Origin of the sequence: Kitasatospora sp. NPDC058444 (genome assembly GCF_042721415.1) — a bacterium.
Lineage (GTDB): Bacteria > Actinomycetota > Actinomycetes > Streptomycetales > Streptomycetaceae > Kitasatospora.
This window is the reverse complement of the sequence record NZ_JBHXLL010000039.1, coordinates 19,685-41,896: the sequence shown is the minus strand read 5'-3', so window position 1 is coordinate 41,896 and position 22,212 is coordinate 19,685. Positions and strand designations below refer to the sequence as shown.

20 protein-coding genes and 5 tRNA genes are annotated in these 22,212 nt (G+C 73.4%); 13 read left to right on the top strand and 12 right to left on the bottom strand.

Annotated features, from left to right (window positions below):
* Positions 1 to 153: 153 nt before the first annotated feature.
* Positions 154 to 226: transfer RNA gene (locus tag ACFWP2_RS30655), tRNA-Lys, on the bottom strand.
* A 47-nt stretch (positions 227 to 273) separates the two neighbouring features.
* Positions 274 to 1,035 carry a DNA polymerase beta superfamily protein gene (locus ACFWP2_RS30650; protein ID WP_380457428.1) on the bottom strand — a complete coding sequence of 254 codons (762 nt, stop codon included), beginning with the start codon at positions 1,033 to 1,035 and terminating at the stop codon, positions 274 to 276.
* 135 nt (positions 1,036 to 1,170) lie between these two features.
* Between ACFWP2_RS30650 and ACFWP2_RS30645 the strand changes: the two genes are divergently transcribed.
* Both ACFWP2_RS30645 and ACFWP2_RS30640 read left to right on the top strand, forming a co-directional pair.
* Positions 1,171 to 1,932: an SDR family oxidoreductase gene (locus tag ACFWP2_RS30645; protein WP_380457426.1), complete on the top strand. Its 762-nt coding sequence runs from the start codon at positions 1,171 to 1,173 to the stop codon at positions 1,930 to 1,932.
* Positions 1,933 to 2,043: 111 nt separating this feature from the next.
* Complete coding sequence (locus ACFWP2_RS30640) at positions 2,044 to 2,739, top strand: tyrosine-protein phosphatase (RefSeq protein WP_380457424.1); 696 nt, start codon at positions 2,044 to 2,046, stop codon at positions 2,737 to 2,739.
* Between the two features lie 7 nt (positions 2,740 to 2,746).
* On the opposite strand, the gene ACFWP2_RS30635 is transcribed toward ACFWP2_RS30640, so the two are convergent.
* Positions 2,747 to 3,331 carry an RICIN domain-containing protein gene (locus ACFWP2_RS30635; protein WP_380457525.1) on the bottom strand — a complete coding sequence of 195 codons (585 nt, stop codon included), beginning with the start codon at positions 3,329 to 3,331 and terminating at the stop codon, positions 2,747 to 2,749.
* Here ACFWP2_RS30635 and ACFWP2_RS30630 point away from each other — a divergent pair.
* Positions 3,305 to 4,399, top strand: coding sequence for a hypothetical protein (locus ACFWP2_RS30630; protein WP_380457422.1), 1,095 nt, complete (start codon positions 3,305 to 3,307; stop codon positions 4,397 to 4,399). The genes ACFWP2_RS30635 and ACFWP2_RS30630 overlap by 27 nt on opposite strands.
* Positions 4,400 to 4,573: 174 nt before the next feature.
* A complete protein-coding gene (locus ACFWP2_RS30625; RefSeq protein WP_380457420.1) occupies positions 4,574 to 4,909 on the top strand; it encodes a hypothetical protein in 336 nt (111 codons plus the stop codon).
* A gap of 15 nt (positions 4,910 to 4,924) precedes the next feature.
* Here ACFWP2_RS30625 and ACFWP2_RS30620 read toward each other — a convergent pair whose 3' ends face one another.
* The 5 genes from ACFWP2_RS30620 to crcB (ACFWP2_RS30600) form a co-directional block, all read right to left on the bottom strand.
* Entirely contained in the window at positions 4,925 to 5,752 is an 828-nt protein-coding gene (locus tag ACFWP2_RS30620; RefSeq protein WP_380457418.1) for a TIGR02452 family protein, read from the bottom strand.
* A 222-nt stretch (positions 5,753 to 5,974) separates the two neighbouring features.
* Positions 5,975 to 8,224: a DEAD/DEAH box helicase gene (locus ACFWP2_RS30615; RefSeq protein ID WP_380457415.1), complete on the bottom strand. Its 2,250-nt coding sequence runs from the start codon at positions 8,222 to 8,224 to the stop codon at positions 5,975 to 5,977.
* A 1,137-nt stretch (positions 8,225 to 9,361) separates the two neighbouring features.
* The gene (gene crcB, locus ACFWP2_RS30610) at positions 9,362 to 9,736 is read right to left on the bottom strand and encodes a fluoride efflux transporter CrcB (protein WP_380457412.1); all 375 of its coding nucleotides are present in this window, start codon (positions 9,734 to 9,736) and stop codon (positions 9,362 to 9,364) included.
* Positions 9,733 to 10,107: a DUF190 domain-containing protein gene (locus ACFWP2_RS30605; protein ID WP_380457410.1), complete on the bottom strand. Its 375-nt coding sequence runs from the start codon at positions 10,105 to 10,107 to the stop codon at positions 9,733 to 9,735. The genes crcB (ACFWP2_RS30610) and ACFWP2_RS30605 overlap by 4 nt, the downstream gene beginning before the upstream one ends.
* The gene (crcB, locus tag ACFWP2_RS30600; RefSeq protein WP_380457408.1) at positions 10,104 to 10,667 is read right to left on the bottom strand and encodes a fluoride efflux transporter CrcB; all 564 of its coding nucleotides are present in this window, start codon (positions 10,665 to 10,667) and stop codon (positions 10,104 to 10,106) included. Before crcB (ACFWP2_RS30600) ends, ACFWP2_RS30605 begins: the two co-directional genes overlap by 4 nt.
* A gap of 70 nt (positions 10,668 to 10,737) precedes the next feature.
* On the opposite strand from crcB (ACFWP2_RS30600), the gene ACFWP2_RS30595 reads away from it, so the two are divergent.
* From ACFWP2_RS30595 to ACFWP2_RS30570, 6 genes are all read left to right on the top strand, one after another.
* On the top strand, positions 10,738 to 11,079 hold the full coding sequence (locus ACFWP2_RS30595) for a metallopeptidase family protein (protein ID WP_316523923.1): 342 nt from the start codon (positions 10,738 to 10,740) through the stop codon (positions 11,077 to 11,079).
* A 125-nt stretch (positions 11,080 to 11,204) separates the two neighbouring features.
* Positions 11,205 to 11,277: transfer RNA gene (locus ACFWP2_RS30590), tRNA-Glu, on the top strand.
* A 63-nt stretch (positions 11,278 to 11,340) separates the two neighbouring features.
* A tRNA-Asp gene (locus tag ACFWP2_RS30585) sits at positions 11,341 to 11,414 on the top strand.
* Between the two features lie 27 nt (positions 11,415 to 11,441).
* Positions 11,442 to 11,515 (top strand) — tRNA-Phe (locus ACFWP2_RS30580).
* 126 nt (positions 11,516 to 11,641) lie between these two features.
* The gene (locus ACFWP2_RS30575; protein WP_380457405.1) at positions 11,642 to 12,187 is read left to right on the top strand and encodes a Uma2 family endonuclease; all 546 of its coding nucleotides are present in this window, start codon (positions 11,642 to 11,644) and stop codon (positions 12,185 to 12,187) included.
* A gap of 191 nt (positions 12,188 to 12,378) precedes the next feature.
* Positions 12,379 to 12,864 (top strand): DUF3995 domain-containing protein, encoded by a 486-nt coding sequence (locus ACFWP2_RS30570; protein ID WP_380457403.1) that lies wholly within the window; start codon positions 12,379 to 12,381, stop codon positions 12,862 to 12,864.
* 120 nt (positions 12,865 to 12,984) lie between these two features.
* On the opposite strand, the gene ACFWP2_RS30565 is transcribed toward ACFWP2_RS30570, so the two are convergent.
* Together ACFWP2_RS30565 and ACFWP2_RS30560 are read right to left on the bottom strand one after the other, a co-directional pair.
* On the bottom strand, positions 12,985 to 13,893 hold the full coding sequence (locus ACFWP2_RS30565) for a hypothetical protein (RefSeq protein WP_380457401.1): 909 nt from the start codon (positions 13,891 to 13,893) through the stop codon (positions 12,985 to 12,987).
* A complete protein-coding gene (locus tag ACFWP2_RS30560; RefSeq protein ID WP_380457399.1) occupies positions 13,890 to 14,408 on the bottom strand; it encodes a SigE family RNA polymerase sigma factor in 519 nt (172 codons plus the stop codon). Before ACFWP2_RS30560 ends, ACFWP2_RS30565 begins: the two co-directional genes overlap by 4 nt.
* A 141-nt stretch (positions 14,409 to 14,549) precedes the next feature.
* Between ACFWP2_RS30560 and hrpA the strand changes: the two genes are divergently transcribed.
* Together hrpA and ACFWP2_RS30550 are read left to right on the top strand one after the other, a co-directional pair.
* Entirely contained in the window at positions 14,550 to 18,530 is a 3,981-nt protein-coding gene (gene hrpA / locus ACFWP2_RS30555) for an ATP-dependent RNA helicase HrpA (protein WP_380457397.1), read from the top strand.
* Positions 18,531 to 18,645: 115 nt separating this feature from the next.
* Positions 18,646 to 18,719: transfer RNA gene (locus tag ACFWP2_RS30550), tRNA-Asp, on the top strand.
* Between the two features lie 357 nt (positions 18,720 to 19,076).
* Here the strand turns inward: ACFWP2_RS30550 and bldC are convergent.
* Both bldC and ACFWP2_RS30540 read right to left on the bottom strand, forming a co-directional pair.
* Positions 19,077 to 19,283, bottom strand: a complete 207-nt coding sequence (bldC, locus tag ACFWP2_RS30545; protein WP_014137253.1) for a developmental transcriptional regulator BldC — start codon at positions 19,281 to 19,283, stop codon at positions 19,077 to 19,079.
* 487 nt (positions 19,284 to 19,770) lie between these two features.
* On the bottom strand, positions 19,771 to 20,718 hold the full coding sequence (locus ACFWP2_RS30540) for a hypothetical protein (protein WP_380457394.1): 948 nt from the start codon (positions 20,716 to 20,718) through the stop codon (positions 19,771 to 19,773).
* A gap of 198 nt (positions 20,719 to 20,916) precedes the next feature.
* Between ACFWP2_RS30540 and ACFWP2_RS30535 the strand changes: the two genes are divergently transcribed.
* Positions 20,917 to 22,074 (top strand): Glu/Leu/Phe/Val dehydrogenase dimerization domain-containing protein, encoded by a 1,158-nt coding sequence (locus ACFWP2_RS30535; RefSeq protein WP_380457392.1) that lies wholly within the window; start codon positions 20,917 to 20,919, stop codon positions 22,072 to 22,074.
* Positions 22,075 to 22,212 lie beyond the last annotated feature (138 nt).

Genomic DNA, 22,212 nt, shown 5'->3' with positions numbered 1-22,212 from the left:
AGCCACTGTGGCGCACCGGAGTTGGGCAACCGAGCGGGTTCCGCGACCACGGGTCGGGCGGACCGCGGCGATCCGCGGCTCCGGACGGCGGGCCGCCGCGCCGGGAAAGGGAGGAGGCCGGATCGGAGATCGCCTGATCCGGCCTCGGAGCGGTGGGCCACCAGGGGCTCGAACCCTGAACCTACGGATTAAAAGTCCGCAGCTCTGCCAATTGAGCTAGTGGCCCGCGGCCCTTGCGCGCCCGGGGTGCCGGGCGGGGGGACCACGGCGATCCTACCCGGTGGGACCCAGGGCTCCGCCAGTGGATTGCACGGGCGTGCCGGGGTCGTGGAGCGGTTCCCGGGGCGGGGCGTAGTGGGCGGCGCGGACCCGGCGGAGCCAGGCCTCGACGGGGCGCAGGTCGGGGGCGGCGGGCAGGACCCCGGGGCCGGCGAGGCGCTCGGCGGCGTCGGCCAGCAGACCCTCCGCGAGGGCGGGGCGGTCGGCGATGCGTTCGCCGAGTTCGCGGATGCGTTCGGGATCGGGCAGCCGGATCAGGTTGCGGCCGGTCTCGTGCAGGCGGACGGCCTGCTCGACCAGCCGGACCAGGTGCCGGGCGTGCTTGGCGGCCCGGCGGCGGGCGGCCGGGTCGGCGGTGTCCCGGGTCAGCAGCTTGCGGAACTGCTGGTCGGCGTAGCCGAGGTAGGCCTTCCGCACGGCCGGCGCGCTGAGGAAGGCCGCGCGCAGGCCCACCAGTTCGTCGCCGAGCGGGGTGCGGACCTCGTACAGCCCGTCCGGCAGCCAGACCAGTTCGGAGGCGGTCGGGTTGCAGCTCAGCGCCAGCCGGCACCACTTGGCGGCCTCGTGCAGGGTGACGTCGGGCCCGGTGGTGACATGGGACTCGGCCGGGCGGCGCAGACCGTGCAACTCCTCGGTGGGGGTGGCGAACAGGCCCAGCCGGTCGATGTCCGAGCCGGCGTGGGCGAAGCCGTACGCGGTGGAGCCGACGATGCCCGAGAGCAGCACCGTGCCGGGTACGGCGGTCGTGGTGGACATCGGCGGACTCCTCCCGGACGGACGGGCGGGCACCGCATCCTCGTCCGGGCATCCTCTCCGGAGCGGGCCGCGGCGGGCGAGCGAATTCCGCTCGCGGCCCCGCGGCCGGCCGGGCCGCCGGGTAGCGTACGGGCCATGTCGACCACTCCCACCGACGAGGTCCTGATCGTCACCGGCGCGAGCCGCGGCATCGGAGCCGCCACCGCCCTGCTGGCCGCCCGCCACGGCTACCGGGTCTGCGTCAACTACCGTACGGACGAGGCCTCGGCGGCCGCCGTGGTGGACGCGATCCGGGCCGGGGGCGGCACCGCCCTCGCCGTGCGGGCCGACGTCACCCGCACCGCCGAGGTGGAGCGGCTGTTCACCACCGTGGACGACGAAATCGGCCCGCTCACCGGCCTGGTGAACAACGCCGGCACGCTGGAGAAGCAGTGCCGGCTGGAGGAGATCGACGAGGACCGGCTGACCCGGATCTGGGCCGCCAACATCACCGGCCCGTTCCTGTGCGCGGCCCAGGCCGTCCGCCGGATGTCCACCCGGCACGGCGGACGGGGCGGCGCCATCGTCAACGTCGGCTCGGCCGCCTCCCGGATCGGCTCGCCGAACGAGTACGTCGACTACGCGGCCGCCAAGGGCGCGGTGGACTCGATGACCCGCGGCCTCGCCCTGGAGGTCGCCGCCGAGGGCATCCGGGTCAACGCGGTGCGGCCGGGGCTGATCCACACCGACATCCACGCGCTCGGCGGCGAACCCGGGCGGGTCGACCGGGTCGCGCCCGGCCTGCCGATGCGGCGCGGCGGACGGCCGGAGGAGGTCGCCGAGGCGATCCTCTTCCTGCTCTCCCCGGCGGCCTCGTACACCACCGGGTCCTTCCTGGAGGTCTCGGGCGGGCGCTGAGCCGCCGGTCGCGCACCGGCGGGGGCCGGTTTCGGCCAGCGTCGTCCCGCCACCGGGCCACCCGCTCCGGCTTCCTTCCGCCCACCCGCCCCCGCCCGTACGGTGGTGACCATGACCGACGCCTTCATCGACATCCCCGGCGTGCGCAACTTCCGTGACGCGGGCGGGATCGGCGCCCTCCGCCGGGGCGTGCTGTACCGCTCCGGGTCCTTCCACACCCTCACCGAGGAAGGCGCCCGGCGGCTCAAGTCCCTCGGCCTGCGGACGGTGATCGACCTGCGCAGCGCGTTCGAGCTGGAGGTCTGGCCGGACCAGCGGTACGACCTCGACCACGAGACCCTCGGTCTGCCCACCCTGCCCCCGCACCCCCGGGACGACGACCGGCCGTGGCCGGAGGACCAGACCGCCCTCTACCCCTTCATGGCCTCGACGGCCGGCCCCTCGATCGCCGCCGTCGTCCGCCGCCTCGCCGCCCCGAACGCGCTGGCCGCCGTCGTCCACTGCGCCGTCGGCAAGGACCGCACCGGGCTCACCGTCGCCGTCCTCCAGTCCCTGCTGGGCGCCTCCGAGGCCGAGATCACCGCCGACTTCCTGCTCTCCAACATCGGCCTCGGTCTCGACAAGGGCCCCGCCCCGTACCTCGACGAGACCGGCACCGAGCGCCTCTCCCGCCCGGTCGGCGCCGAGCTGCTCGCCTCCTCCCTGGCCTGGATCCACGACCACCACGGCACCATCCCCGGCTACCTGCGCCACCACGGCACGACGGACGCCGAACTCGACTCCGCCCGCGCCAACCTCGCGGGCTGACCGGACCTCAGCCCTCCCGGCGCTCGAAGCGCCACCACTGGGTCGGGGCGTCGACGTCCTCGTGCTGGTGGACGTCGGCCTCCGGGGTGGCGCCCGCCGTCAGGGGCTTGCCGCTGACGAAGCTGGTGACCGTGTAGGTGCCCGGGGCGTCGACGTGGGCCTCCAGCAGCCACTCCTGGGCACCGAAGGCGTTGGCCGACCACTGCTGGACCCGGACGCCGTCCTCCGTCGAGGCGCCGGTGACGTCCAGCCGCTTGCCGCTGCCGGCGTTCTCGATGTGGAACAGCGCGCCGCCCGGGTGGACGGCGGTGAGGCGCCAGAGCTGGGCGTCGCTCCCGTCGTCCGCGCCGAGGACGATCCGGGCACCGAGGCGCCGGGACCCGTCGGCGACCTGGAGCAGCAGGCCGCTCCCGACGTTGCGGAGGAGGTAGCTGCCGTCGGTGATCGCGGAGTCCGTCATGATCGAAGTCTGCCACCGGGCACTGACGGGGCCCGGGAACGGCCGGTGCGGGCCAGGGCGCCGAGGAGTTCCGCGGGACCGGCTCCGCCCCCTATGCTGCGGCGAATGTCCACCGAGCAGATACCGTCGCACCGTCAACAACCCACCTTCTCCGAAGCCGTGGCCGCCCTGGAGGCCGTGGTCTCGGCCGGGGACGACGAGCAGTTCGGGCCCGCCCTCGGGCTGGTCGGCGGACTGTTCGGCGCGGCCGACCCGGCGGAGCGGGCGGCGGCGGGCCCCCGGCTGGCCGCGCTGCTGCCGGACGCCCCGCCGTTCCCCCGGGCGCACCTGGCCATGGTGGTGGGCGCCTGCGTGGAGCACGGCGCCGACCCGGTCGCCTGCTCCGGCCCGGTGCTGGCCGGTCTGCGCGGAGCGCTGACCGGCGCGCAACTGCTGGTGCGGCGCTGGGTCTCCACCGGCGGCGGCCCGCTGCCCAGCGCGGAGGAGGACGATCCGGCCGAGGCGCACGAGCGGATCGCCGACCCGGCGCACCTGGACGAGTGGCCCGCCCACCTGGCCGTGGTCGCCTGGTGGACGCTGCACCTGTGGCAGCAGGCGGCCTGGGCGGTGTACACGCACGCGGAGGTCCGCGCGGAGGCCCGCGCCTCGGGCGTGACCGAGGTGGTCCTGGAGCTCTTCGACCGCTACCAGGGCGAGCAGCACGACTTCAAGGGCCTGGTCCACCTGGCGCTGATGCTGGACGACGAACCGCTGCTGGTGCTCGACCGCCCCACCGGCACCGGCTACCTGCTGCGGATGAGCGGCCTGAGCGACACCTTCCAGCTGCACACCCTGCTCGCCGACGTGCTGGTCGGCGGCGGCCACCTGCCCGGCACCCCGCAGGACCGGGAGGTGGTGGCGCTCGCCCGGACGGCGTACCTGGACGGCCGGCGGGTGATCGCCACCGGTGCCTTCAACCTGGTCGCGCCGGACGGCTCCTGGATCTGGAACGAGGGGACGCCGAGCGACATCCCGGTGGTGGACGGCGTGCGCACCCTGGTGCTGGAGCCGCTGCCGTACGAGCGGAGCTGGTCGGCCGGACGGTTCATCCAGGAGGTCCCGGGCGACCTCCGGCTGGAGCGGGTGCTCGACCCGGCGGAGGCGGCCCGGCTGCTGGCCGCCACGGTGCCGGGGCAGACGCCCGCGGAGGCGTTCCGGTAGGAGGCCCTGCCGATGTCCCGGCGGGAGGCCCCCGTGCCACGCCGGTGGGAGGCCCCGTCGGCGCTCCGGTGGGAGGCCCCGTCGGCGCTCCGGCGGGAGGCCCCGGCGGCCTCGTCCGTTCACCGGGTTATGGTCGGAAAACGAACGACACAGCCCCCACGAGTGGAGTCGACGATGGCGAAGGTCCCGAACGTGCTCACGGCCGCCGCGCCCGCCGCGCTGACCGCGGCGAGCGGTCTGCTCGGCGGTTACGGCGTCGCCCGGTGGAGCGGCCGGCGCGAACTGGGCGGCGCGGTGCTGGCGGTGGCCGGTGCCGGGGCTGCCGCGCAGTGGCACCGCAGCGCGGGTGCGGGCACCGCGGCGGCGCTGACCGGCCTGTACGTGGCGGCCTTCGGCGGCTCGCACCCGCTGGCGAAGCGGATCGGCGCCTGGCCGTCCGTGTTCGCCGTGACCGGTGTGGTCGCGGTGGCCTCCACGGCCGCCACGGCGCTCGCCGCCCGCCGGAAGTAGCCGGCTACCGGACGGTCACCTCGCGCCGAACCGGGCCTCGAAGGCGGCCCGGTTCGCCGAGACCGGCGAACGGTCCCAGACCGCGAACACCACCCGCTCGAAGGCCGCCCCGTACCGGGCCAGCGCCCCCTCGAAGGCCTCGGCGACCTGCGCCGGGTCGTTGCGGAACACCCCGCAGCCCCAGGCCCCGAGCACCAGGGTGCGCACCTCGTGCCGGGCGGCCGCCGCGAGCACCCGCACGGCCCGCTCGGCGAGCACGCCCCGGACGTCCGCACCGGCCGAACGCCGTTCCAGCTGCCCGGCGTTGGGCGCGGGCGAGGTCAGGAAGGTGACGGGGTAGGGCCGCGCCAGCAGCTCGCCGCGCCCGTCCCGGATCACCGGCACCGCCGGCGAGACGATCACCCGGTGGCTGTACCGGAGGTCGGTGGAGGCCCGGTGCGCCTCGTAGTAGTCCGGCGCCTCCACCAGGCAGCTGTACAGCAGCGCGCTGCGGCACAGGTCCTCCTCCTGGGCGCGGGCGCCGCGCAGGTAGCCGCCGCCGGGGTTGCGCGCGGAGGCGAAGTTCAGCACCCCGACCGGCCCCGCCCCGGCCTCGACCAGCCGACGGGCGGCCTGGATGCTGCCCTCCGCCGTCACCTCGATCCGCCCCGCCGCCGGCCCCGGCCCGGGCTCGACCGCCGCCAGCAGCGCGTCCGTCCCGTCCGGCGCGTAGGACACCGTGCCGGCCCGCGCCGCCGCCAACTCCTCGCCCACCCGCACGAGTTCGCCCCCGGCCGTCCGGTAGCTCCCCCGCGCGGCGATCTCCTCGTTCACCCGTGCCACGTCGTGCAGTCTGCTGCTCATGGCGGCGACGCTACGGGACTGTCGCGCCCGCGCGCCACAGGTTATTCTCACTCCCAGAACAACACCCCGTGGGGGCACGGCGCCGTGGGGGCGTGGGGGTGCGGGGGGGGTGTCGGGGGAACGCGAAGGGCCCGCTCCGGGGGACGGAGCGGGCCCTTCGTACGTTCAGCCGGGTCGGCGGTCGACTACCGCCGGTGTGGCGTCAGTGCCGTAGGTGCGGCGTCAGTTCTTCCAGCGCGGCTTGCGGTCGTCGCGGTCGAAGCCGCCCGAACGGCGGTCGTCGCGGTCACGGCCGGCGCCGAAGCCGCCACGGTCACGGTTGAAGCCACCGCGGTCGGACTGCGGACGGCCGCCGGAGCGGTGGTCGTCGCGGCGCGAGAACGGACGGCTGTTGCTGCTGCTGCCGCCACGCTCGTCGCGGTCACGGCCGAAGGCCGGACGGTCGCCGAAGGAACGGGCCGGACGGTCGCCGAACGAGCGGCCGCCGCGGTCGTCGCGGTCACGGCCGGCACCGAAGCCACCGCGGTCGCGGTCGAAGCCACCCGAACGGCGGTCGTCGCGGTCACGGCCGGCGCCGAAGCCGCCACGGTCACGGTTGAAGCCACCGCGGTCGCGGTCGAAGCCGCCCGAGCGACGGTCGTCGCGGTCACGGCCGGCGCCGAAGCCGCCACGGTCACGGTTGAAGCCACCGCGGTCGCGGTCGAAGCCACCCGAGCGACGGTCGTCACGGTCACGGTCGCGGCCGCCACCGAAGCCACCCGAACGGCGGTCGTCACGGTCACGGTCGCGGCCGCCACCGAAGCCACCCGAACGGCGGTCGTCACGGTCGCGGTCGCGGTCACGGTCACGGCCGAAGGCCGGACGCTCGCCGCGCGCCTCGCGGTACGACGGAGCGCGCTCCTCGGTCTGCGGCGCGGCGGCCTCGGCGGCGGCCGGAGCGGCCTCGGTCGAGGCCGACTCGCCGGACTCGGCCTCGGCGGCCGGAGCCTCGTCCTCGATGCCCAGCTCGGCCCGCTCGCGCGCCGCACGGGAGGCCAGGCGGTCGGCCTCCTCGCGCAGCTCGGTGGCGCGGCGCTGCGCGCGCTCCAGCTGGCGGGTCATGTCGGCGAGCTCGCGCTCGGCGGCACCGGCGATGTTGGCGGCGCTCTCGGCCTGGACCTCGGTCAGCGAACGGGCGCCGGTGATCTTGGCGACCTCCGCGTCGAAGGCGTGGTCGAGGATGTGGCGCGAGGCGTCCACGCCCGCGTCCTCCATCAGGCGGAAGACACCGCGGCGCTGGTGCGGCAGCACCAGGGTGACGACGGCGCCGGAGCGGCCGGCCCGCGCGGTGCGGCCGGAGCGGTGCAGGTAGTCCTTGTGGTCGCCGGCCGGGTCCACGTTCAGGACCAGGTCGATGCCGTCGACGTGGATGCCGCGGGCGGCGACGTCGGTGGCGACGACGACGTTGGTGTAGCCGTCCTTGAAGTCGCCGAGGACGCGGGTGCGGGCGCCCTGGGTCATGCCGCCGTGCAGCGCGTCGGCCTTCACGCCGGCCTCGATGAGCTGCTCGGCGACGCGGTCGGCGCCCATCTGGGTGCGGACGAAGATGATCGTGCGGCCCTTGCGGGCGGCGATCGCGTTGGTGATCGGCGCCTTGTCCTTGGGCTTCACCACGAGGATGTGGTGGGTCATGGTGGTGACCGCGCCGGCCGACGGGTCGACCTCGTGGGTGACCGGGTTCTTCAGGTAGCGCTTGACCAGGGTGTCGATCTCGTTCTCCAGGGTGGCGGAGAACAGCAGGCGCTGGCCGCCGCTCGGCACCTGGTCGAGGATCTCGGTGACCTCGGGCAGGAAGCCCATGTCGGCCATCTGGTCGGCCTCGTCGAGCACGACGGTACGGACGTCGTCGAGCTTGGCGGAGCCACGGTTCAGCAGGTCGCGCAGACGGCCGGGGGTGGCGACCAGGACGTCGACACCGCGCTCCAGCGCGTAGATCTGGTTCGACATCGAGGTGCCGCCGCAGACGACCTTGAGGCGCAGGCCGAGCACCGAGCCGAACGGCTCCAGGGCGTCGGCGACCTGCATGGCCAGCTCGCGGGTCGGGACCAGGATCAGGCCGCGCGGGTGCTTGGGCTTGGTGCGCTCGCCGTCGGCGAGGCGGGTCAGCAGCGGCAGGCCGAAGCTCAGGGTCTTGCCGGAGCCGGTACGGCCACGGCCCAGCACGTCCTTGCCGGCCAGGGCGTCCGGGATGGTCGCGGCCTGGATCGGGAACGGGGTGGTGACGCCGCGCTTGGCGAGGGCACGCACGACGTCGTCGTGCAGGCCCAGGTCGCCGAAGGTGATGGTGGGCTCGGCGGCCGCCTCCTCGGTGGCCTCCACGGCCTCGGCGATCACCTCGTCCGCGGCGGTGTCGATGGTGTCGTTGGTGTCGGTGACATCGGCGGCGGCCTCGTTCGCGGGCATGGCGAAGCGGGCGTCGTCAACGAGAGACATGCAAAACCTTCCGGAAGTGGCACGCGCCAAAGTCCGGGGTTCTGTTTCACAACCGCCTCTATGCGGTCAGCCACGGATCGCCGGAACGCGCCAAGGGCGCCAGATGGGAATAGGGCGCCAGTCAAATGGATCAAACGAACGATCTACCACCATAGACGAGCCTGGGGATCGGAGGCAAATGCCCTGCTCAATCCCCTAGTGCGCTCCCGCGCGCGGGCTCGGGGCCGAGGAACCGGAACTGCCGGTGGACGGGTCCGGGGCCGGCGGGACGGTCGCGGCGGGCGAGCTGTGCTCGGGCGCCGGAGTGCTCGACGGGCGGCTGCTCGGGGTGCCCGAAGGCGTCCCGGCCGAACCGCCTCCGGAGCGCCCCTCGCCGGTGCCGCCCGACCCGCCGGTACCGCCGGAGCCCCCCGAACCACCGGCCCCGCCCGCGCCACCACCCGGATGCGGCACGGGACTTGTGTTCGCACCACCCGCCGAACCGCCGCCCGGACCGCCGTCGGGAGCCCCCGACCCCGGCACCGGGACCACCCCGGCCACCACGCCGTTCGCCCCCGGGACCGCCTCGCCGGGCACGGCGGCCGAAGCCCCGCCCGGCCCGCCCTCGCCCTGCAGGCCCCCCGACCGCTCGGGGCGCCCCGCGGCCCCACTCGGGTGCCCCGCGCCCGGCGAGGCCGAGGGCCCGCCCGACGCACCCGGCCGGACCGCCGGACCGGCCTGCCCGACCGGCGTCACGCCGTGCTTCTCCTCCGCCGCCGGGCCCACCGACATGCACCCGGTCAGCCCGAGCCCGGCCACCGTCAGCAGCGCCGCCGCCCGCACCGCGCGCGAGCGCAGGACCGCCGCCTCCCGCCCCGGAGCCGTACGCACCGCGGCCAGCCGCACCCGCACCGCCCGTACCGCCCGCACTGTCCGCGCCGTCCGTGCCGTCCGCGCCGCCGCCCGTACCGAAGCCACTGAGGTCCCTCTCTACCGCCCCACCCGGGCCGCCCACTCGCGCGCGGCCGCTTTTCGGTGCCCAACGCGCGCCCGGCCCGGCGGGACACGGGCAGGGCGCAAGCTCGCCCGGCGGGGCCGGCGCTCCGGCGGGCGCCCTGCGGCCGCCCAGTGCCCGCAGGGCACCCCTCCGGCGCCCGCTCAGCCCCAGAGCGCCGAGGCCAGCTCCGCACCCGCGTACACCGCGGCCAGCCCGGCCGCCACGCTGCCGGCCGCGTTGGCCAGCGCGTACCGCCCGGCGCCGGTCTCGGCCAGCCGCAGGGTCTCGTACGAGAAGGTCGAGTAGGTGGTCAGCGCCCCGCAGAGCCCCGTCCCCAGCAGCAGCTGGACCTTCGAGGAGGCCGCGCCCGCCGCCACCGCGCCGGTCACCAGCCCGAGGATCAGGCAGCCGGCCACGTTCACCGTGAACGTCCCCCACGGGAACACCGAGTCGTGCCGGGACTGCACCGCCCGGTCGGTCAGGTACCGCAGCGGCGCGCCGACCACCGCGCCCGCCACCACCAGCAGCCAGTTCACTCCGCCGCCTCCCCCGGGCCCGACCCGCCGCTGGGCTCGCGCCCCGCGTAGGTCACGACCTCGCAGCGGTCCAGCAGCACCAGACCCTCCGCCACCATCCCGTCCAGCCGCGGCAGGAACGCCCGCACCCGCTCCTCCTCGTCCACGATCACCACCGCCACCGGCAGGTCCTCGCTCAGCGACAGCAGCCGCGTGGTGTGCACCAGCGACGAGGCCCCGAACCCCTCGATCCCCCGGAACACGCTCGCCCCGGCCAGCCCGGCCTCCCGGGCCCGGTGCACGATCTCGCTGTACAGCGGCCGGTGGTGCCAGCGGTCGCTCTCCCCGATCAGCACGGTCAGCCGCAGCGCCGGCCCGCTCAGCCGGCTCACCGCACGCCCCCGGCCCCGCGGCGGACGGCCCCGCGGCGGACCGCCCGGTGGATCAGACGCCGGGTCAGCCCGGCCGCCGCCCACACCGCCAGCAGCGCGCCCACCAGGGTGAGCCCCAGGTACGCCAGGGCCGGCCCGGTCCGGCCGCCCTCCAGCAGGCGGCGGACGTCCACCGCGTACGTCGAGAAGGTGGTGAACCCGCCCAGCACCCCGGTGCCGAAGAACGGCCGCACCAGCGGATGCGCCTGCCGGCCCTCGGTGATCACCACCAGGAACACCCCGATCACCGCGCAGCCGACCACGTTGACCAGCAAGGTCGTCCACGGGAAGGCCGCCGGCCCGGTCTGCCAGCCGAGCCCGGCCGCGTACCGCGCGGTCGCCCCGATCGCCCCGCCCGCCGCGACCACCGCCACCGCCCGCCCCTGCCCGCGCAGCACCGGCGGCCGGCCGGGCCCGCGGTCGCGGCGGGCCCGCACCACGGCGCCGTTCACCGCGCCGCCCGCGGCACCACCCGCAGTGCCGCCCGCGGCGTCGTCCACGGCGCCCTCCGAGGTCGTCATAGCCCCATCAAACACCGGGCTCCGCCACCTGGCACACCGTCATCCGACACCGGACAATGATCCGGTGGAGATGACCCGGGAAGAGTTCGAGACGCTGGTCAGCGACGCCCTCGACCAGATCCCCCCGCAGCTCGCGGCCATGATGGACAACGTCGCGATCTTCGTCGAGGACGAACCCGACCCGAGCGACCCCGAACTCCTCGGCCTCTACGAGGGCACCCCGCTCACCGAGCGCGGCGAGTGGTACGCGGGCGTCCTGCCCGACCGCATCCTGATCTACCGCGGCCCCACCCTGCGCCACTGCGAGACCCGCGAGCAGGTGGTCGAGGAGGTCCGCACCACCGTCATCCACGAGGTCGCCCACCACTTCGGCTTCGACGACCACGAGCTCGACGAACTCGGCTGGTCCTGACCCCCGGCCACCGGCCCCGGTCACCCCGCACACCCACCCGGACGAAACCCGTTTTGGCGATCCGCCCTGCATCCCATATGCTTCTCGACGTCCCCGAACGCTGGAAACAGCGGGACAGGCCGCAAGCCCTCATCGTCTAGTGGCCCAGGACGCCGCCCTTTCAAGGCGGTAGCACGGGTTCGAATCCCGTTGGGGGCACGCAGTACCGTAGTAAAGTGCAGTGCGCAAGACCGCAAGACCCTGAGTGGTTCGCCACTTCTAGGTCCCGTGGAGCAGTTGGTTAGCTCGCCACCCTGTCAAGGTGGAGGTCGCGGGTTCAAGTCCCGTCGGGATCGCTCGTCTCGCAAGAGACGGTGCAGTACGGCCAGGTAGCTCAGTTGGTACGAGCGTCCGCCTGAAAAGCGGAAGGTCGCCGGTTCGACCCCGGCCCTGGCCACAACCGGGAAGCCCCCGTAGCGAATTCGCTACGGGGGCTTCGTCGTTCCACCGGCCCGCCGGCCGACTACGCTGGGTGTCCGGTACCGACGGATACGGTTCATTCGGTTCGGGAGGCTTCGCGCTCATGACCCCGGAACACTTCGAGCTCCTCGAGGAAGCCCGCAGGCGCCTGCCCGACGGCTTCAAGGTCGAGATCTCCGGCGACACCATCACGATGATGGTGAGCCCCTCCGGGATCCACCAGCGCAACCTGCTGGTGGTGCGTCGCCAGTTCGACGCCCACACGCCGGCCGGGCTGCTGCCGAGCGAGAACACCGACCTGGTCTCTCCGAACGTCGGCAAGAGCCGCAACCCCGACCTGACGTACGTTCCGGACGAGGCACTGTCCACGACCGACGACCAGGTGCCCGCCGAGCTGGCCGCGATCGCGGTCGAGCTGGTCTCGCCCTCCAACCCCGAGAACGACTGGGTCGGGAAGCTGCGCGACTATCCGCTGATGGCCATCCCGCTGTACCTCCTGATCGACGCCCGGGAGAAGACGGTCACCCTCTTCAGCAGGCCGGACGCCACCCGGTACCACCGGCGGGAGGACGTCGCCTTCGGCGAGACCCTGCACGTCCCGGAACCCTTCGGCTTCGACCTCGTCACCGACGGGCTGCTGCCGTACTGACCCGTTCCGGTCCCGCACTACCCGAAGACCTCGATCGCGCACCTGGCCGCGCCGCTGCGCCGGATCCGGGCGTCACTGGTGACCAGGGGCACGCCGAGGGTGGGTGCGACCCCCGGTTCCCCCTGGAGGGGGAGGGGGTACCGCCTGCGGGACGATCCGGCGGGGTGGGGCGGCGCGGGACCGTGGGTGGCATGGAGACGACACGGGACACGGGCTGGAACCGGGTGGCGCTGGGTGCGGGGTACGCGGCGGCGGGGTGGGCCGTGGCCTTCGCGCTGGTGCACGTGTACTGGCTGGCGGACGGGCGGCTGGGGCTGCCGGACGGGCGGTCGGTGTGGAGCAGCACGCCGCTGCTGGTGATCGACGTGATCGCGATCCCGCTGTGCGCGCTGGCCGCGGCCGTGGCGCTGGCACCGCTGCGGCGGTGGGGTGCGCGGGTGCCGACCCGGCTGCTGGGCTTCGCGCTGTGGGGCACCACCGCGCTGCTGGTGCTGCACGCCGCGCCGTCCGTGCCGGACTGGATCGCGCTGGCCGCCGGCAGCCGGTCGGCGGCCGAGCTGGACGCGATGGCCCGGTTCGCGGTCTTCGGCTACGAGCCGTTCTTCCTGGCCGGCGGCCTGCTGTTCGCGGTCACCTCGCTGGGCCGCCGGGGCCTTGGCCGGTCGGTCGCACGCTGAACCGGCCGGAGGACCCGCTGCGGGCGTTCACCACCGGGACCGCCCGTGACGGGCGCCCCGACCGCCCCGACCGCCCGCCGCTACCCGCCGCGACCCCGACAGCCACCCGCGGCCACCGGCTCAGGAGGTCCGGAGCCAGGCGTCCTTGACGCGCTCCACCGAGCCGTCCGCCTTGTAGTACGTGACGGTCGCCGCGTCCGTGCCCGGCTTCGCCACGATGCCGTAGTAGCGGAACGGGGAGTCCCCGACCACGACCGGCGCCGCCTCGGTGGTGCCGCCGCTCTTCCAGGCGACCACGACCTTCGTGATGTCGGCCTGGACCCCCTCGATCACCACCGGCGGGATGCCCGCGCCGTCGTCGAGGCCGAGCGACGCGCCGCCGACGGCGCCCGGGAACCCGCCGGGGGCGGAGACCGCGTGCAGGGAGTCGTCCGCCTGCCGCTTGCCGTCCACGGTGTAGTAGTAGTTCACCCGGTCGATGCGCGTGTTCCAGTTGATGTCGACGTCCTTCTGGGTCACCGGCTTCACCGCGGGGTTGGCTTCGTGCCGCTCGGCCTGGATCATCCGGGCCTGCCGGGCGAAGTCCTCCTTGTCGGCCGCGGTCGGCCACAGCGCGGCCCAGGCCTGCCAGGTGTGCCCGTTCGCGGTGCCCTCGGCGACCTTGACCCGGGTGGGGTTGAGCGGGTCCCGGGCGGCGGGCGCGCTGGTGGGGGCCGACGCGGTGGCCGACACCGACGCCGACACCGAAGCCGACGCCACCGCCACGGTCGAGACCGCCGACCGACCGCGCTCGCCGAGCACCGCCGTGCCCCCGGCGACGCCCGCGACCAGCACCGCCGCGACCCCGGCGGTCAGCAGCCGCCGGTGCCGCAGTCGCCGCCGCCCGCCGGTGACCAGCCGGTCGTACGGGACCGCCCCCGTCTCGATGCTCCCGGCCAACTCCTCCAGCGCCCGCACGGCCGCCGCGTCGGCGCCGGCCGCCGCCTCGTCGCCGGTCGCCCCGCTCCCGGTCCGGAACTCGTTGCTCATCTTGCCCCTCCGATGCTGGTCAGTCCGATGAGTGAGGAGGCCCCGCGGAGCTTGGCCAGCCCTCTGGCCGCCTGGCTCTTGACCGTGCCGACCGAGCAGCCCATCGCCGCCGCGGTCTGGGTCTCGCTGAGGTCCTCCCAGTACCGCAGCACCACGGCCTGGCGCTGGCGCGGCGGCAGGGTGCCGAGCGCGGCGAGCAGCACGGCCCGGTCGTCCGGGTCGGCGCCGTCCGGTGCGGGCCGGTCCGGGAACGCGGTGACCGGGTGTTCGACCAGCCGCCGCCGGAACCGTCTGGCGTGCTCGTTGATCACGATCCGGCGCACGTAGGCGTACGGGTCGTCCGCGGCGCGCACCCTGCTCCAGGCCGCGTACGCCCGCTCCAGCGCCTGCTGGACCAGGTCCTCGGCGCCGTGCCGGTCCCCCGCGAGCAGGTACGCCGTCCTGAGCAGCCGTGACCACGCGCTGCCGACGAACGTCCGGAACTCCTCGTCCCGGGCGGTCTTGTGGGCTCCCATGAGCACCTCCTCAACCTCCCGGAGCCCAGGACGGCCCCGGACCGTTGCCCGTCGTTCGCGATTCGCCGCCGACGGCTGTGACACTGGAGGGGCTCGAAAACCGAGGTGCGCTCCGCCGTGCCTCCTTGCGAACCTAGAGGGATGCCCGCAGTGAGTTCTCCCGCAGTCCAGTCCGCCACCGTCCCCGCCGAGGGGCCCGGAATCGGCGAGCTGGCCGCCCGTCTGCCCGAGCTGACCCTGCGCGACCAGGTACGGATCGGGCGCCGGCTGGAGGGGGCCCGTCGGGTCCGCAAGCCCGAGGCCCGGCAGAAGATCGCCGCCGAGATCGCCGCCGACATCGACCGCGCCGAGTCGGTGGTCGAGCGGCGCCGGCAGGCCGTGCCGAGGATCGGCTATCCCGCCGAGCTCCCGGTCAGCCAGAAGAAGGACGAGATCCTGGCGGCGATCCGGGACCACCAGGTGGTGATCGTCGCGGGCGAGACCGGCTCCGGCAAGACCACCCAGATCCCGAAGATCTGCCTGGAGCTCGGCCGTGGGGTGCGCGGACTGGTCGGCCACACCCAGCCGCGCCGGATCGCCGCCCGTACGGTGGCCGAGCGGGTCGCGGAGGAGCTGGACAGCCCGCTCGGCGAGGCGGTCGGCTGGAAGGTCCGGTTCACCGACCAGGTCGGCCAGGACACCCTGGTCAAGCTGATGACGGACGGCATCCTGCTCGCCGAGATCCAGACCGACCGCGACCTCCACCAGTACGACACCCTGATCATCGACGAGGCGCACGAGCGCAGCCTCAACATCGACTTCATCCTCGGCTACGTCAAGCAGCTGCTCCCCCGCCGCCCGGACCTCAAGGTCGTGATCACCTCCGCGACCATCGACCCGGAGCGCTTCGCCCGGCACTTCGGCGACGCCCCGATCGTCGAGGTCTCCGGCCGCACCTACCCCGTCGAGGTCCGCTACCGGCCGATCGTCGACGAGGCCGACGACGAGGCGGACGAGGCCGACCGCGACCGGGACCAGGTCCAGGCGATCTGCGACGCCGCCGAGGAGCTCCAGGCCGAGGGCCCGGGCGACATCCTGGTCTTCCTCTCCGGCGAGCGCGAGATCCGCGACACCGCGGACGCCCTCGGCAAGCTGAAGCTGAAGAACACCGAGGTCCTGCCGCTGTACGCCCGGCTCAGCTCGGCCGAGCAGCACAAGGTCTTCCAGCGCTCCCGCAGCCGCCGGATCGTGCTGGCCACCAACGTGGCCGAGACCTCGCTGACCGTCCCCGGCATCAAGTACGTGATCGACCCGGGCACCGCCCGGATCTCCCGCTACAGCCACCGCACCAAGGTGCAGCGGCTGCCGATCGAGGCGATCAGCCAGGCCAGCGCCAACCAGCGCAAGGGCCGCTGCGGCCGCACCTCGGACGGCATCTGCATCCGGCTCTACTCGGAGGAGGACTTCCTCTCCCGCCCCGAGTTCACCGACGCCGAGATCCTGCGCACCAACCTGGCCTCGGTGATCCTCCAGATGACGGCGGCCGGCCTCGGCGACATCGCCGCCTTCCCGTTCCTGGACCCGCCGGACTCGCGCAACATCAAGGACGGCGTCCACCTGCTGCACGAGCTGGGCGCGCTCGACCCGGACGAGAAGGACCCGCGCAAGCGCCTGACCCAGCTGGGCCGCAAGCTCGCCCAGCTCCCGGTGGACCCGCGGATGGCCCGCATGGTGCTGGAGGCGGACCGCAACGGCTGCGTCCGCGACGTCATGGTGATCGCCGCCGCGCTCTCCATCCAGGACCCGCGCGAACGCCCGGCCGAGAAGCGCCAGGCCGCCGACGAGCGGCACAAGCGGTTCAACTCGGAGACCTCCGACTTCCTCTCCTACCTGGCGATGTGGCGCTACGTCCGGGAGCAGCAGCGGGAGCTCTCCTCCTCGGCGTTCCGCCGGATGTGCAAGGCCGAGTTCCTCAACTACCTGCGGATACGGGAGTGGCAGGACATCTACGTCCAGCTGCGCACCGTCGCCAAGCAGTTGGGCGTCACGATCGAGGAGCCGCACGACGACGCCGAGCCGGACGCCGACCGGATCCACCAGTCGCTGCTGGCCGGCCTGCTCTCCCACATCGGCCTGTACGACGTGGAGAAGCGCGAGTACGGCGGTGCGCGCGGCGCCCGCTTCGCGGTGTTCCCGGGCTCCGGCCTGTTCAAGAAGCCGCCGCGCTGGGTGATGTCGGCGGAGCTGGTGGAGACGTCCCGGCTCTGGGCGCGGATCAACGCGAAGATCGAGCCGGAGTGGGTCGAGCCGCTGGCCGGCCACCTGATCAAGCGCAGCTACAGCGAGCCGCACTGGGAGAAGAAGGCCGGCGCCGTCATGGCGTTCGAGAAGGTGACCCTCTACGGGATGCCGGTCGTCGCCCAGCGCAAGGTCAACTACGGGCGGATCGACCCGGAGCTCTGCCGCGAGCTGTTCATCCGCAACGCGCTGGTCGAGGGCGACTGGGAGACCCACCACCGGTTCTTCGCGGAGAACCGCAGGCTGCTCGGCGAGGTCGAGGAGCTGGAGAACCGGGCCCGCCGCCGGGACATCCTGGTGGACGACCAGACCCTGTTCGACTTCTACGACGCCCGGCTGCCCGAGGACGTCGTCTCCACCCGGCACTTCGACTCCTGGTGGAAGAAGGCCCGGCACGAGCAGCCGGACCTGCTGAACTTCGAGAAGTCGATGCTGATCAACGACGCCGCGGGCGGCGTCACCGAGGCCGACTACCCGGACCACTGGCAGCAGGGCAAGCTCCGCTTCAAGCTGACGTACCAGTTCGAGCCGGGCAGCGACGCGGACGGCGTGACCGTGCACATCCCGCTGCCGGTGCTCAACCAGGTCACCGCGGAGGGCTTCGACTGGCAGATCCCCGGTCTGCGGGAGGAGCTGGTCACCGCGTACATCAAGTCGCTGCCGAAGGCGATCCGGCGCAACTTCGTTCCGGCGCCGGACTTCGCCAAGGCGGCGCTGCGCGCGGTGAAGGACCGCCAGGAGCCCTTGCTCCCGGCCCTGGAGCACGCCCTGAAGCGCCTGACGGCGGTCACCGTGCCCCCGGAGGCCTGGGACGACGAGCGGGTGCCCGAGCACCTCAAGGTGACCTTCCGGGTGGTGGACGGGCGCCGCAAGCTCGCCGAGTCCAAGGACCTGGAGGAGCTGCGGCTGAAGCTCAAGCCCAAGCTCAAGGAGACGCTCTCCTCGGCCGCCTCCGGCCAGGGCATCGAGCAGAGCGGGCTGACCGCCTGGCCGGCCTCCCTGCCGGTGCTCCAGCGCACCTTCGAGCAGCGTTCGCGCGGCCACTCGATGCGCGCCTACCCGGCGCTGGTGGACGAGGGCCAGTCGGTCGGCATCAAGCTGTTCGACACCCCGGAGGCGCAGGCCCAGGCGATGTGGGAGGGGACGCGGCGGCTGCTGATGCTGACCACCAACTCCCCGGCCAAGTCGATCCAGGGCCGGCTGGGCAACCAGGCGAAGCTGGCGCTCTCGCACAGCCCGCACGGCTCGATCGGCGCCCTGTTCGAGGACGTCGTGGCGGCCGCGACCGACCGGCTGATGACCCTGGCCGGCGGGCCGGCCTGGGACGAGGCGGCCTTCGGCAAGCTGCACGACAAGGTGCGCGCGGACCTGTACGAGCTGTCCGCGGACGCCACGCTGAAGACGGCCACCGCGCTGATCGCCTTCCACAAGGCCTCGACCCGGCTGAAGACGGTGAGCAGCCCGGTGCTGCTGAACGCGGTGAACGACGTCCGGCTGCACCTGGCCTCGCTGGTGCACCCGGGCTTCGTGACGGCCGCCGGCTGGCAGCGGCTGCCGGACCTCAAGCGCTACCTGCTGGCGGTGGACCGCCGCCTGGAGGCGCTGCCCAACCACCCGCAGCGGGACGCCCAGCAGCTGCTGAAGGTGCAGCAGGTGCAGCGGGCGTACGGGGAGCTGCTGGCGGCGGTGCCGGCCGGGCACCAGCCGTCCGCGGAGGTGCGGGCGATCCGCTGGATGATCGAGGAGCTGCGGGTCAGCTTCTTCGCCCAGTCGCTGGGCACGCCGAGTCCGGTCTCGGAGAAGCGGATCATGAAGGCGATGGAGGCGGCCCGGGCGACGCTCTGACCCGTGAGCTGCGGGTGGGCCTTCAGGAGCCAGTTCGACCTGGGGGCCCACCATGGGCTACAGTCTGTCTTGTTCGCAGCGCGGCAAGCGAGTGAACGAGATCAGGAAAGTCTCTGGTCCCGTGGAGCAGTTGGTTAGCTCGCCACCCTGTCAAGGTGGAGGTCGCGGGTTCAAGTCCCGTCGGGATCGCCGCAGTGCGAGAGGCCCGGAACCGTCAGGTTCCGGGCCTCTCGCTTTTTGGCCGTTCGGCCCCTACCCCGGCTAGGTCTAGACCACAAGTGACAGACCGTGTGACGGTCGTCACGGGATCCCCCTCCGGAGCCGGCCCCGTGGAACCCCCTCCAGAACCTCGTTAATTTAATATGTAAAATTGTACAGCTATTCACTGTAAATCCCCCCCACCCCACGCGCATCAAATCGTTATCCGGAGTTCAACATTCCGACCACTCGCCCGGCACGGAAACCCTCGGGCGGGTACGACAAAGGGGCCGCTTACCGGACCCGGCGGAGTCCGGTAAGCGGCCCCTTTAAAGAGCCTTTGGCCTATCAGGCCTCAGTGCGCTGGGCGGGAATCCCGGCCAGCAGAGCGCGCACCTCCGCCTCACGGTAACGGCGGTGACCACCGAGCGTGCGAATCGACGTCAGCTTGCCTGCCTTGGCCCAGCGGGTGACCGTCTTCGGGTCCACGCGGAACATGGTGGCAACCTCTGCCGGCGTCAGCAGCGGCTCAGCATCAGGGGTACGAGCGGTCATGAGCGGCCTCCTCGGGAGAACCGAACCAGGGCGGTTCTATCCTTCAAATTCTGCACCTTGGCCCGCGATGCCCGAAATGGCATAGACGGGCCGAGTCGGTTATAGGACGAACGGCTTGTCCTGGTGTCTACAACTACACCATCCGTCCAGCCCTATCGACCAAACCGCCAAAATTGACCCCTCACGGGTTCAAGGCCGACGGATGGCGATGGACCACCCCATAACGGACAGTCACATAGCCATGACATCCGGTTACGAGGGGACCAGACCCTCCGTTTCCCCGCAAAGCACGCATCGACTCCAGAACCACCCAAAAGTGGGCACGCTCACGTGAAGTTGGGCTGGTTGTCCCATTTTTGCACATAGGGGTAAGTTCGCGTCAACGGTGAGTAGTGTCACGTTCGGCAGCTATTGACCCGAACCAGGACCTTGGTCATCGGACTTGCGGTGCTTAGGACTCTTACAGTCATACACGCGCGGTCCGACATCAGTTCGCGTGCCGCAGCGCCAGCACCCGGCGCCACCGCCCCGTCAGCTCCCCGTACACGCGCAGCGCCTCGGCGGTGTCCCCCGCCCGCAGCGCCCGCAGCCCCTCCTCCAGTTCCCCCGCCGAACGGTCCGCCAGCAACCGCTCCGGGCCCAGCAGATGCACCAGGCCCCCGTAGTCCAGCTCCACCAGCGAGCGCGGGTGGAACTCCTCCAGCCACCGCCCGATCCGCTCCGCGCCCCGCACCAGCTCCCCGTCCGGCACCGCCTCGCGCAGCGCCCGGAAGGCCCGCGCCACCCGTCGGCGCGCCTGCGCCATCGGCACCAGGTAGAACAGCGCCGCCGGACGGCCCCCCTGCTCCCCTTCCCCCGCCGGCCCGTCCGCCGGATCGTCCACCGGCCGCTCCACCGGACCGGCCCCGCCCGGCACGAAGCAGCGGTCCTCGTCCCCGAACGGCAGGAACCAGCGCACCGGCACCTCCCAGCGGCTGGTCAGGATCCACGGCCGGGCGTCCGGGTGCTCGGCCCGCCAGCGCTCCCGGTCCGCCTCCGCGGCCGCCCGGGCCACCGGCGGCAGCGCGGTGTCCAGCAGCGCCACCGGCGCCCCGGCCCGCAGCTCCTCCAGCGCCTGCCAGCTGCGCAGTCGGGTCGCCCACGGGCAGACGTACAGTACGCCGTCCACCACCCGCAGGTACGCCCGCCCGCTCTCCCGCTCGGGCAGCGCCCGGGGCGTCCGGGCGGCCAGCCCGGCCAGCGCCTCCCGCTGCTCCTCCAGCACCGCCGCCGCCACCGGCTGCCCCGGCTCCGCGGCGTCCGGCCCGCGCTGCGCCGCGTAGGCCTGCCAGCGCGCCCGCTCGGGCTCCGGGTAGGCGGCCAGCGGCTCGTAGACCCGCAGGTGGGCGGCGTAGGGCGGTTGTACGGAAGTACGTACGACGGTCACGTCCTGCATGGTCGCACGCGCCGCCCGGCCCCGGGAGAGCGCGCCCCCGAACCGTTCGCGCCCGCACCCCGCACCCCCTTCCGTCTCACCCCTCGGACGACCGGCACCGGCTCGGGCAAGACGGCGGATCGGCGGCGCCCACGCGGCTACGCTTCGCCCTAGGCGCCCGCACCACAGCAGCGGGCCTTCGATACTGGAGTCACCACAGTGACCGACGTACAGACCCCCGCCACGCACTCCGCACCCGGCGTGCTCAGCAGGATCTTCCGTACCGAACAGGACGGCGCCCCCGGCGACGGTCACGAGCAGGTCGTCCTCTGCCACGACCGCAGCTCGGGCCTCAAGGCGATCATCGCCATCCACTCGACCGCCCTGGGCCCGGCCCTCGGCGGCACCCGCTTCTTCCCGTACGCCTCCGAGGAGGCGGCGCTGGAGGACGCGCTGAACCTGTCCCGCGGAATGTCCTACAAGAACGCGCTCGCCGGACTCGACCTCGGTGGCGGCAAGGCCGTCATCATCGGCGACCCGAACAAGGACAAGAACGAGGCGATGCTCCGGGCCTACGGCCGCTTCGTCGAGTCCCTGCGCGGCCGCTACATCACCGCCTGCGACGTGGGCACCTACGTCCAGGACATGGACGTCATCGCCCGCGAGACCGAGTTCGTGACCGGCCGCTCGCCCGAGCACGGCGGCGCCGGCGACTCGTCCATCCTGACCGCCTTCGGCGTCTTCCAGGGCATGCGCGCCTCCGCCCAGGCCCGCTGGGGCCAGCCCACCCTGCGCGGCAAGCGGGTCGGCGTCGCGGGCGTCGGCAAGGTCGGCCACTACCTGGTCGGCCACCTGGTCGCGGACGGCGCCACGGTCGTCGTCACCGACCCCTTCGAGGCCGCGGTCAACCGCGTGCGCGCCGCCCACCCGGAGGTGGAGGTCGTCGCCGACACCGCCGCCCTGCTCCAGGCCAAGCTGGACGTCTACGCCCCGTGCGCCCTCGGCGGCGCGCTGACCGACGGCGTCGTCGCCGCGCTGGGCGAGTTCGGCACCTCGATCGTCTGCGGCGCGGCCAACAACCAGCTGGCCCACGCGGGCGTCGAGAAGGACCTGGCCGACCGCGGCATCCTCTACGCGCCGGACTACCTGGTGAACTCCGGCGGCGTCATCCAGGTCGCCGACGAGATCGACGGCTTCAACTTCGAGCGGGCCAAGAACAAGGCCACGAAGATCTTCGACACCACCCTGGAGATCTTCACCCGGGCCACCGCCGACGGCATCCCGCCGGCGGTCGCCGCGGACCGCCTCGCCGAGAAGCGGATGCGCGAGATCAGCGCCCTGCGCACGATGCTGCTGCCCGGCGCCCGCCGCGCCTGACGGGTCGACAACCGACCCGGTGATGCGCGGGGGGCCGCGGCGACGGCCCCCCGCGCATCACGATGTGGAACCGGATTCTCACTTCTCCCGCCGAACGGGTGATCCGAGGCCCCCCTAGGGGGGATAATCAGTCCTGGA

Bases quoted from the DNA above. Each gene is read 5' to 3' on its own strand.
- ACFWP2_RS30650 (WP_380457428.1), bottom strand. From the start codon at position 1,035: ATGTCCACCACGACCGCCGTACCCGGCACGGTGCTGCTCTCGGGCATC.
- ACFWP2_RS30645 (WP_380457426.1), top strand. From the start codon at position 1,171: ATGTCGACCACTCCCACCGACGAGGTCCTGATCGTCACCGGCGCGAGC.
- ACFWP2_RS30640 (WP_380457424.1), top strand. From the start codon at position 2,044: ATGACCGACGCCTTCATCGACATCCCCGGCGTGCGCAACTTCCGTGAC.
- ACFWP2_RS30630 (WP_380457422.1), top strand. From the start codon at position 3,305: ATGTCCACCGAGCAGATACCGTCGCACCGTCAACAACCCACCTTCTCC.
- ACFWP2_RS30625 (WP_380457420.1), top strand. From the start codon at position 4,574: ATGGCGAAGGTCCCGAACGTGCTCACGGCCGCCGCGCCCGCCGCGCTG.
- ACFWP2_RS30620 (WP_380457418.1), bottom strand. From the start codon at position 5,752: ATGAGCAGCAGACTGCACGACGTGGCACGGGTGAACGAGGAGATCGCC.
- ACFWP2_RS30615 (WP_380457415.1), bottom strand. From the start codon at position 8,224: ATGTCTCTCGTTGACGACGCCCGCTTCGCCATGCCCGCGAACGAGGCC.
- crcB (WP_380457408.1), bottom strand. From the start codon at position 10,667: ATGACGACCTCGGAGGGCGCCGTGGACGACGCCGCGGGCGGCACTGCG.
- ACFWP2_RS30595 (WP_316523923.1), top strand. From the start codon at position 10,738: ATGACCCGGGAAGAGTTCGAGACGCTGGTCAGCGACGCCCTCGACCAG.
- ACFWP2_RS30575 (WP_380457405.1), top strand. From the start codon at position 11,642: ATGACCCCGGAACACTTCGAGCTCCTCGAGGAAGCCCGCAGGCGCCTG.
- ACFWP2_RS30570 (WP_380457403.1), top strand. From the start codon at position 12,379: ATGGAGACGACACGGGACACGGGCTGGAACCGGGTGGCGCTGGGTGCG.
- ACFWP2_RS30565 (WP_380457401.1), bottom strand. From the start codon at position 13,893: ATGAGCAACGAGTTCCGGACCGGGAGCGGGGCGACCGGCGACGAGGCG.
- ACFWP2_RS30560 (WP_380457399.1), bottom strand. From the start codon at position 14,408: ATGGGAGCCCACAAGACCGCCCGGGACGAGGAGTTCCGGACGTTCGTC.
- hrpA (WP_380457397.1), top strand. From the start codon at position 14,550: ATGCCCGCAGTGAGTTCTCCCGCAGTCCAGTCCGCCACCGTCCCCGCC.
- bldC (WP_014137253.1), bottom strand. From the start codon at position 19,283: ATGACCGCTCGTACCCCTGATGCTGAGCCGCTGCTGACGCCGGCAGAG.
- ACFWP2_RS30540 (WP_380457394.1), bottom strand. From the start codon at position 20,718: ATGCAGGACGTGACCGTCGTACGTACTTCCGTACAACCGCCCTACGCC.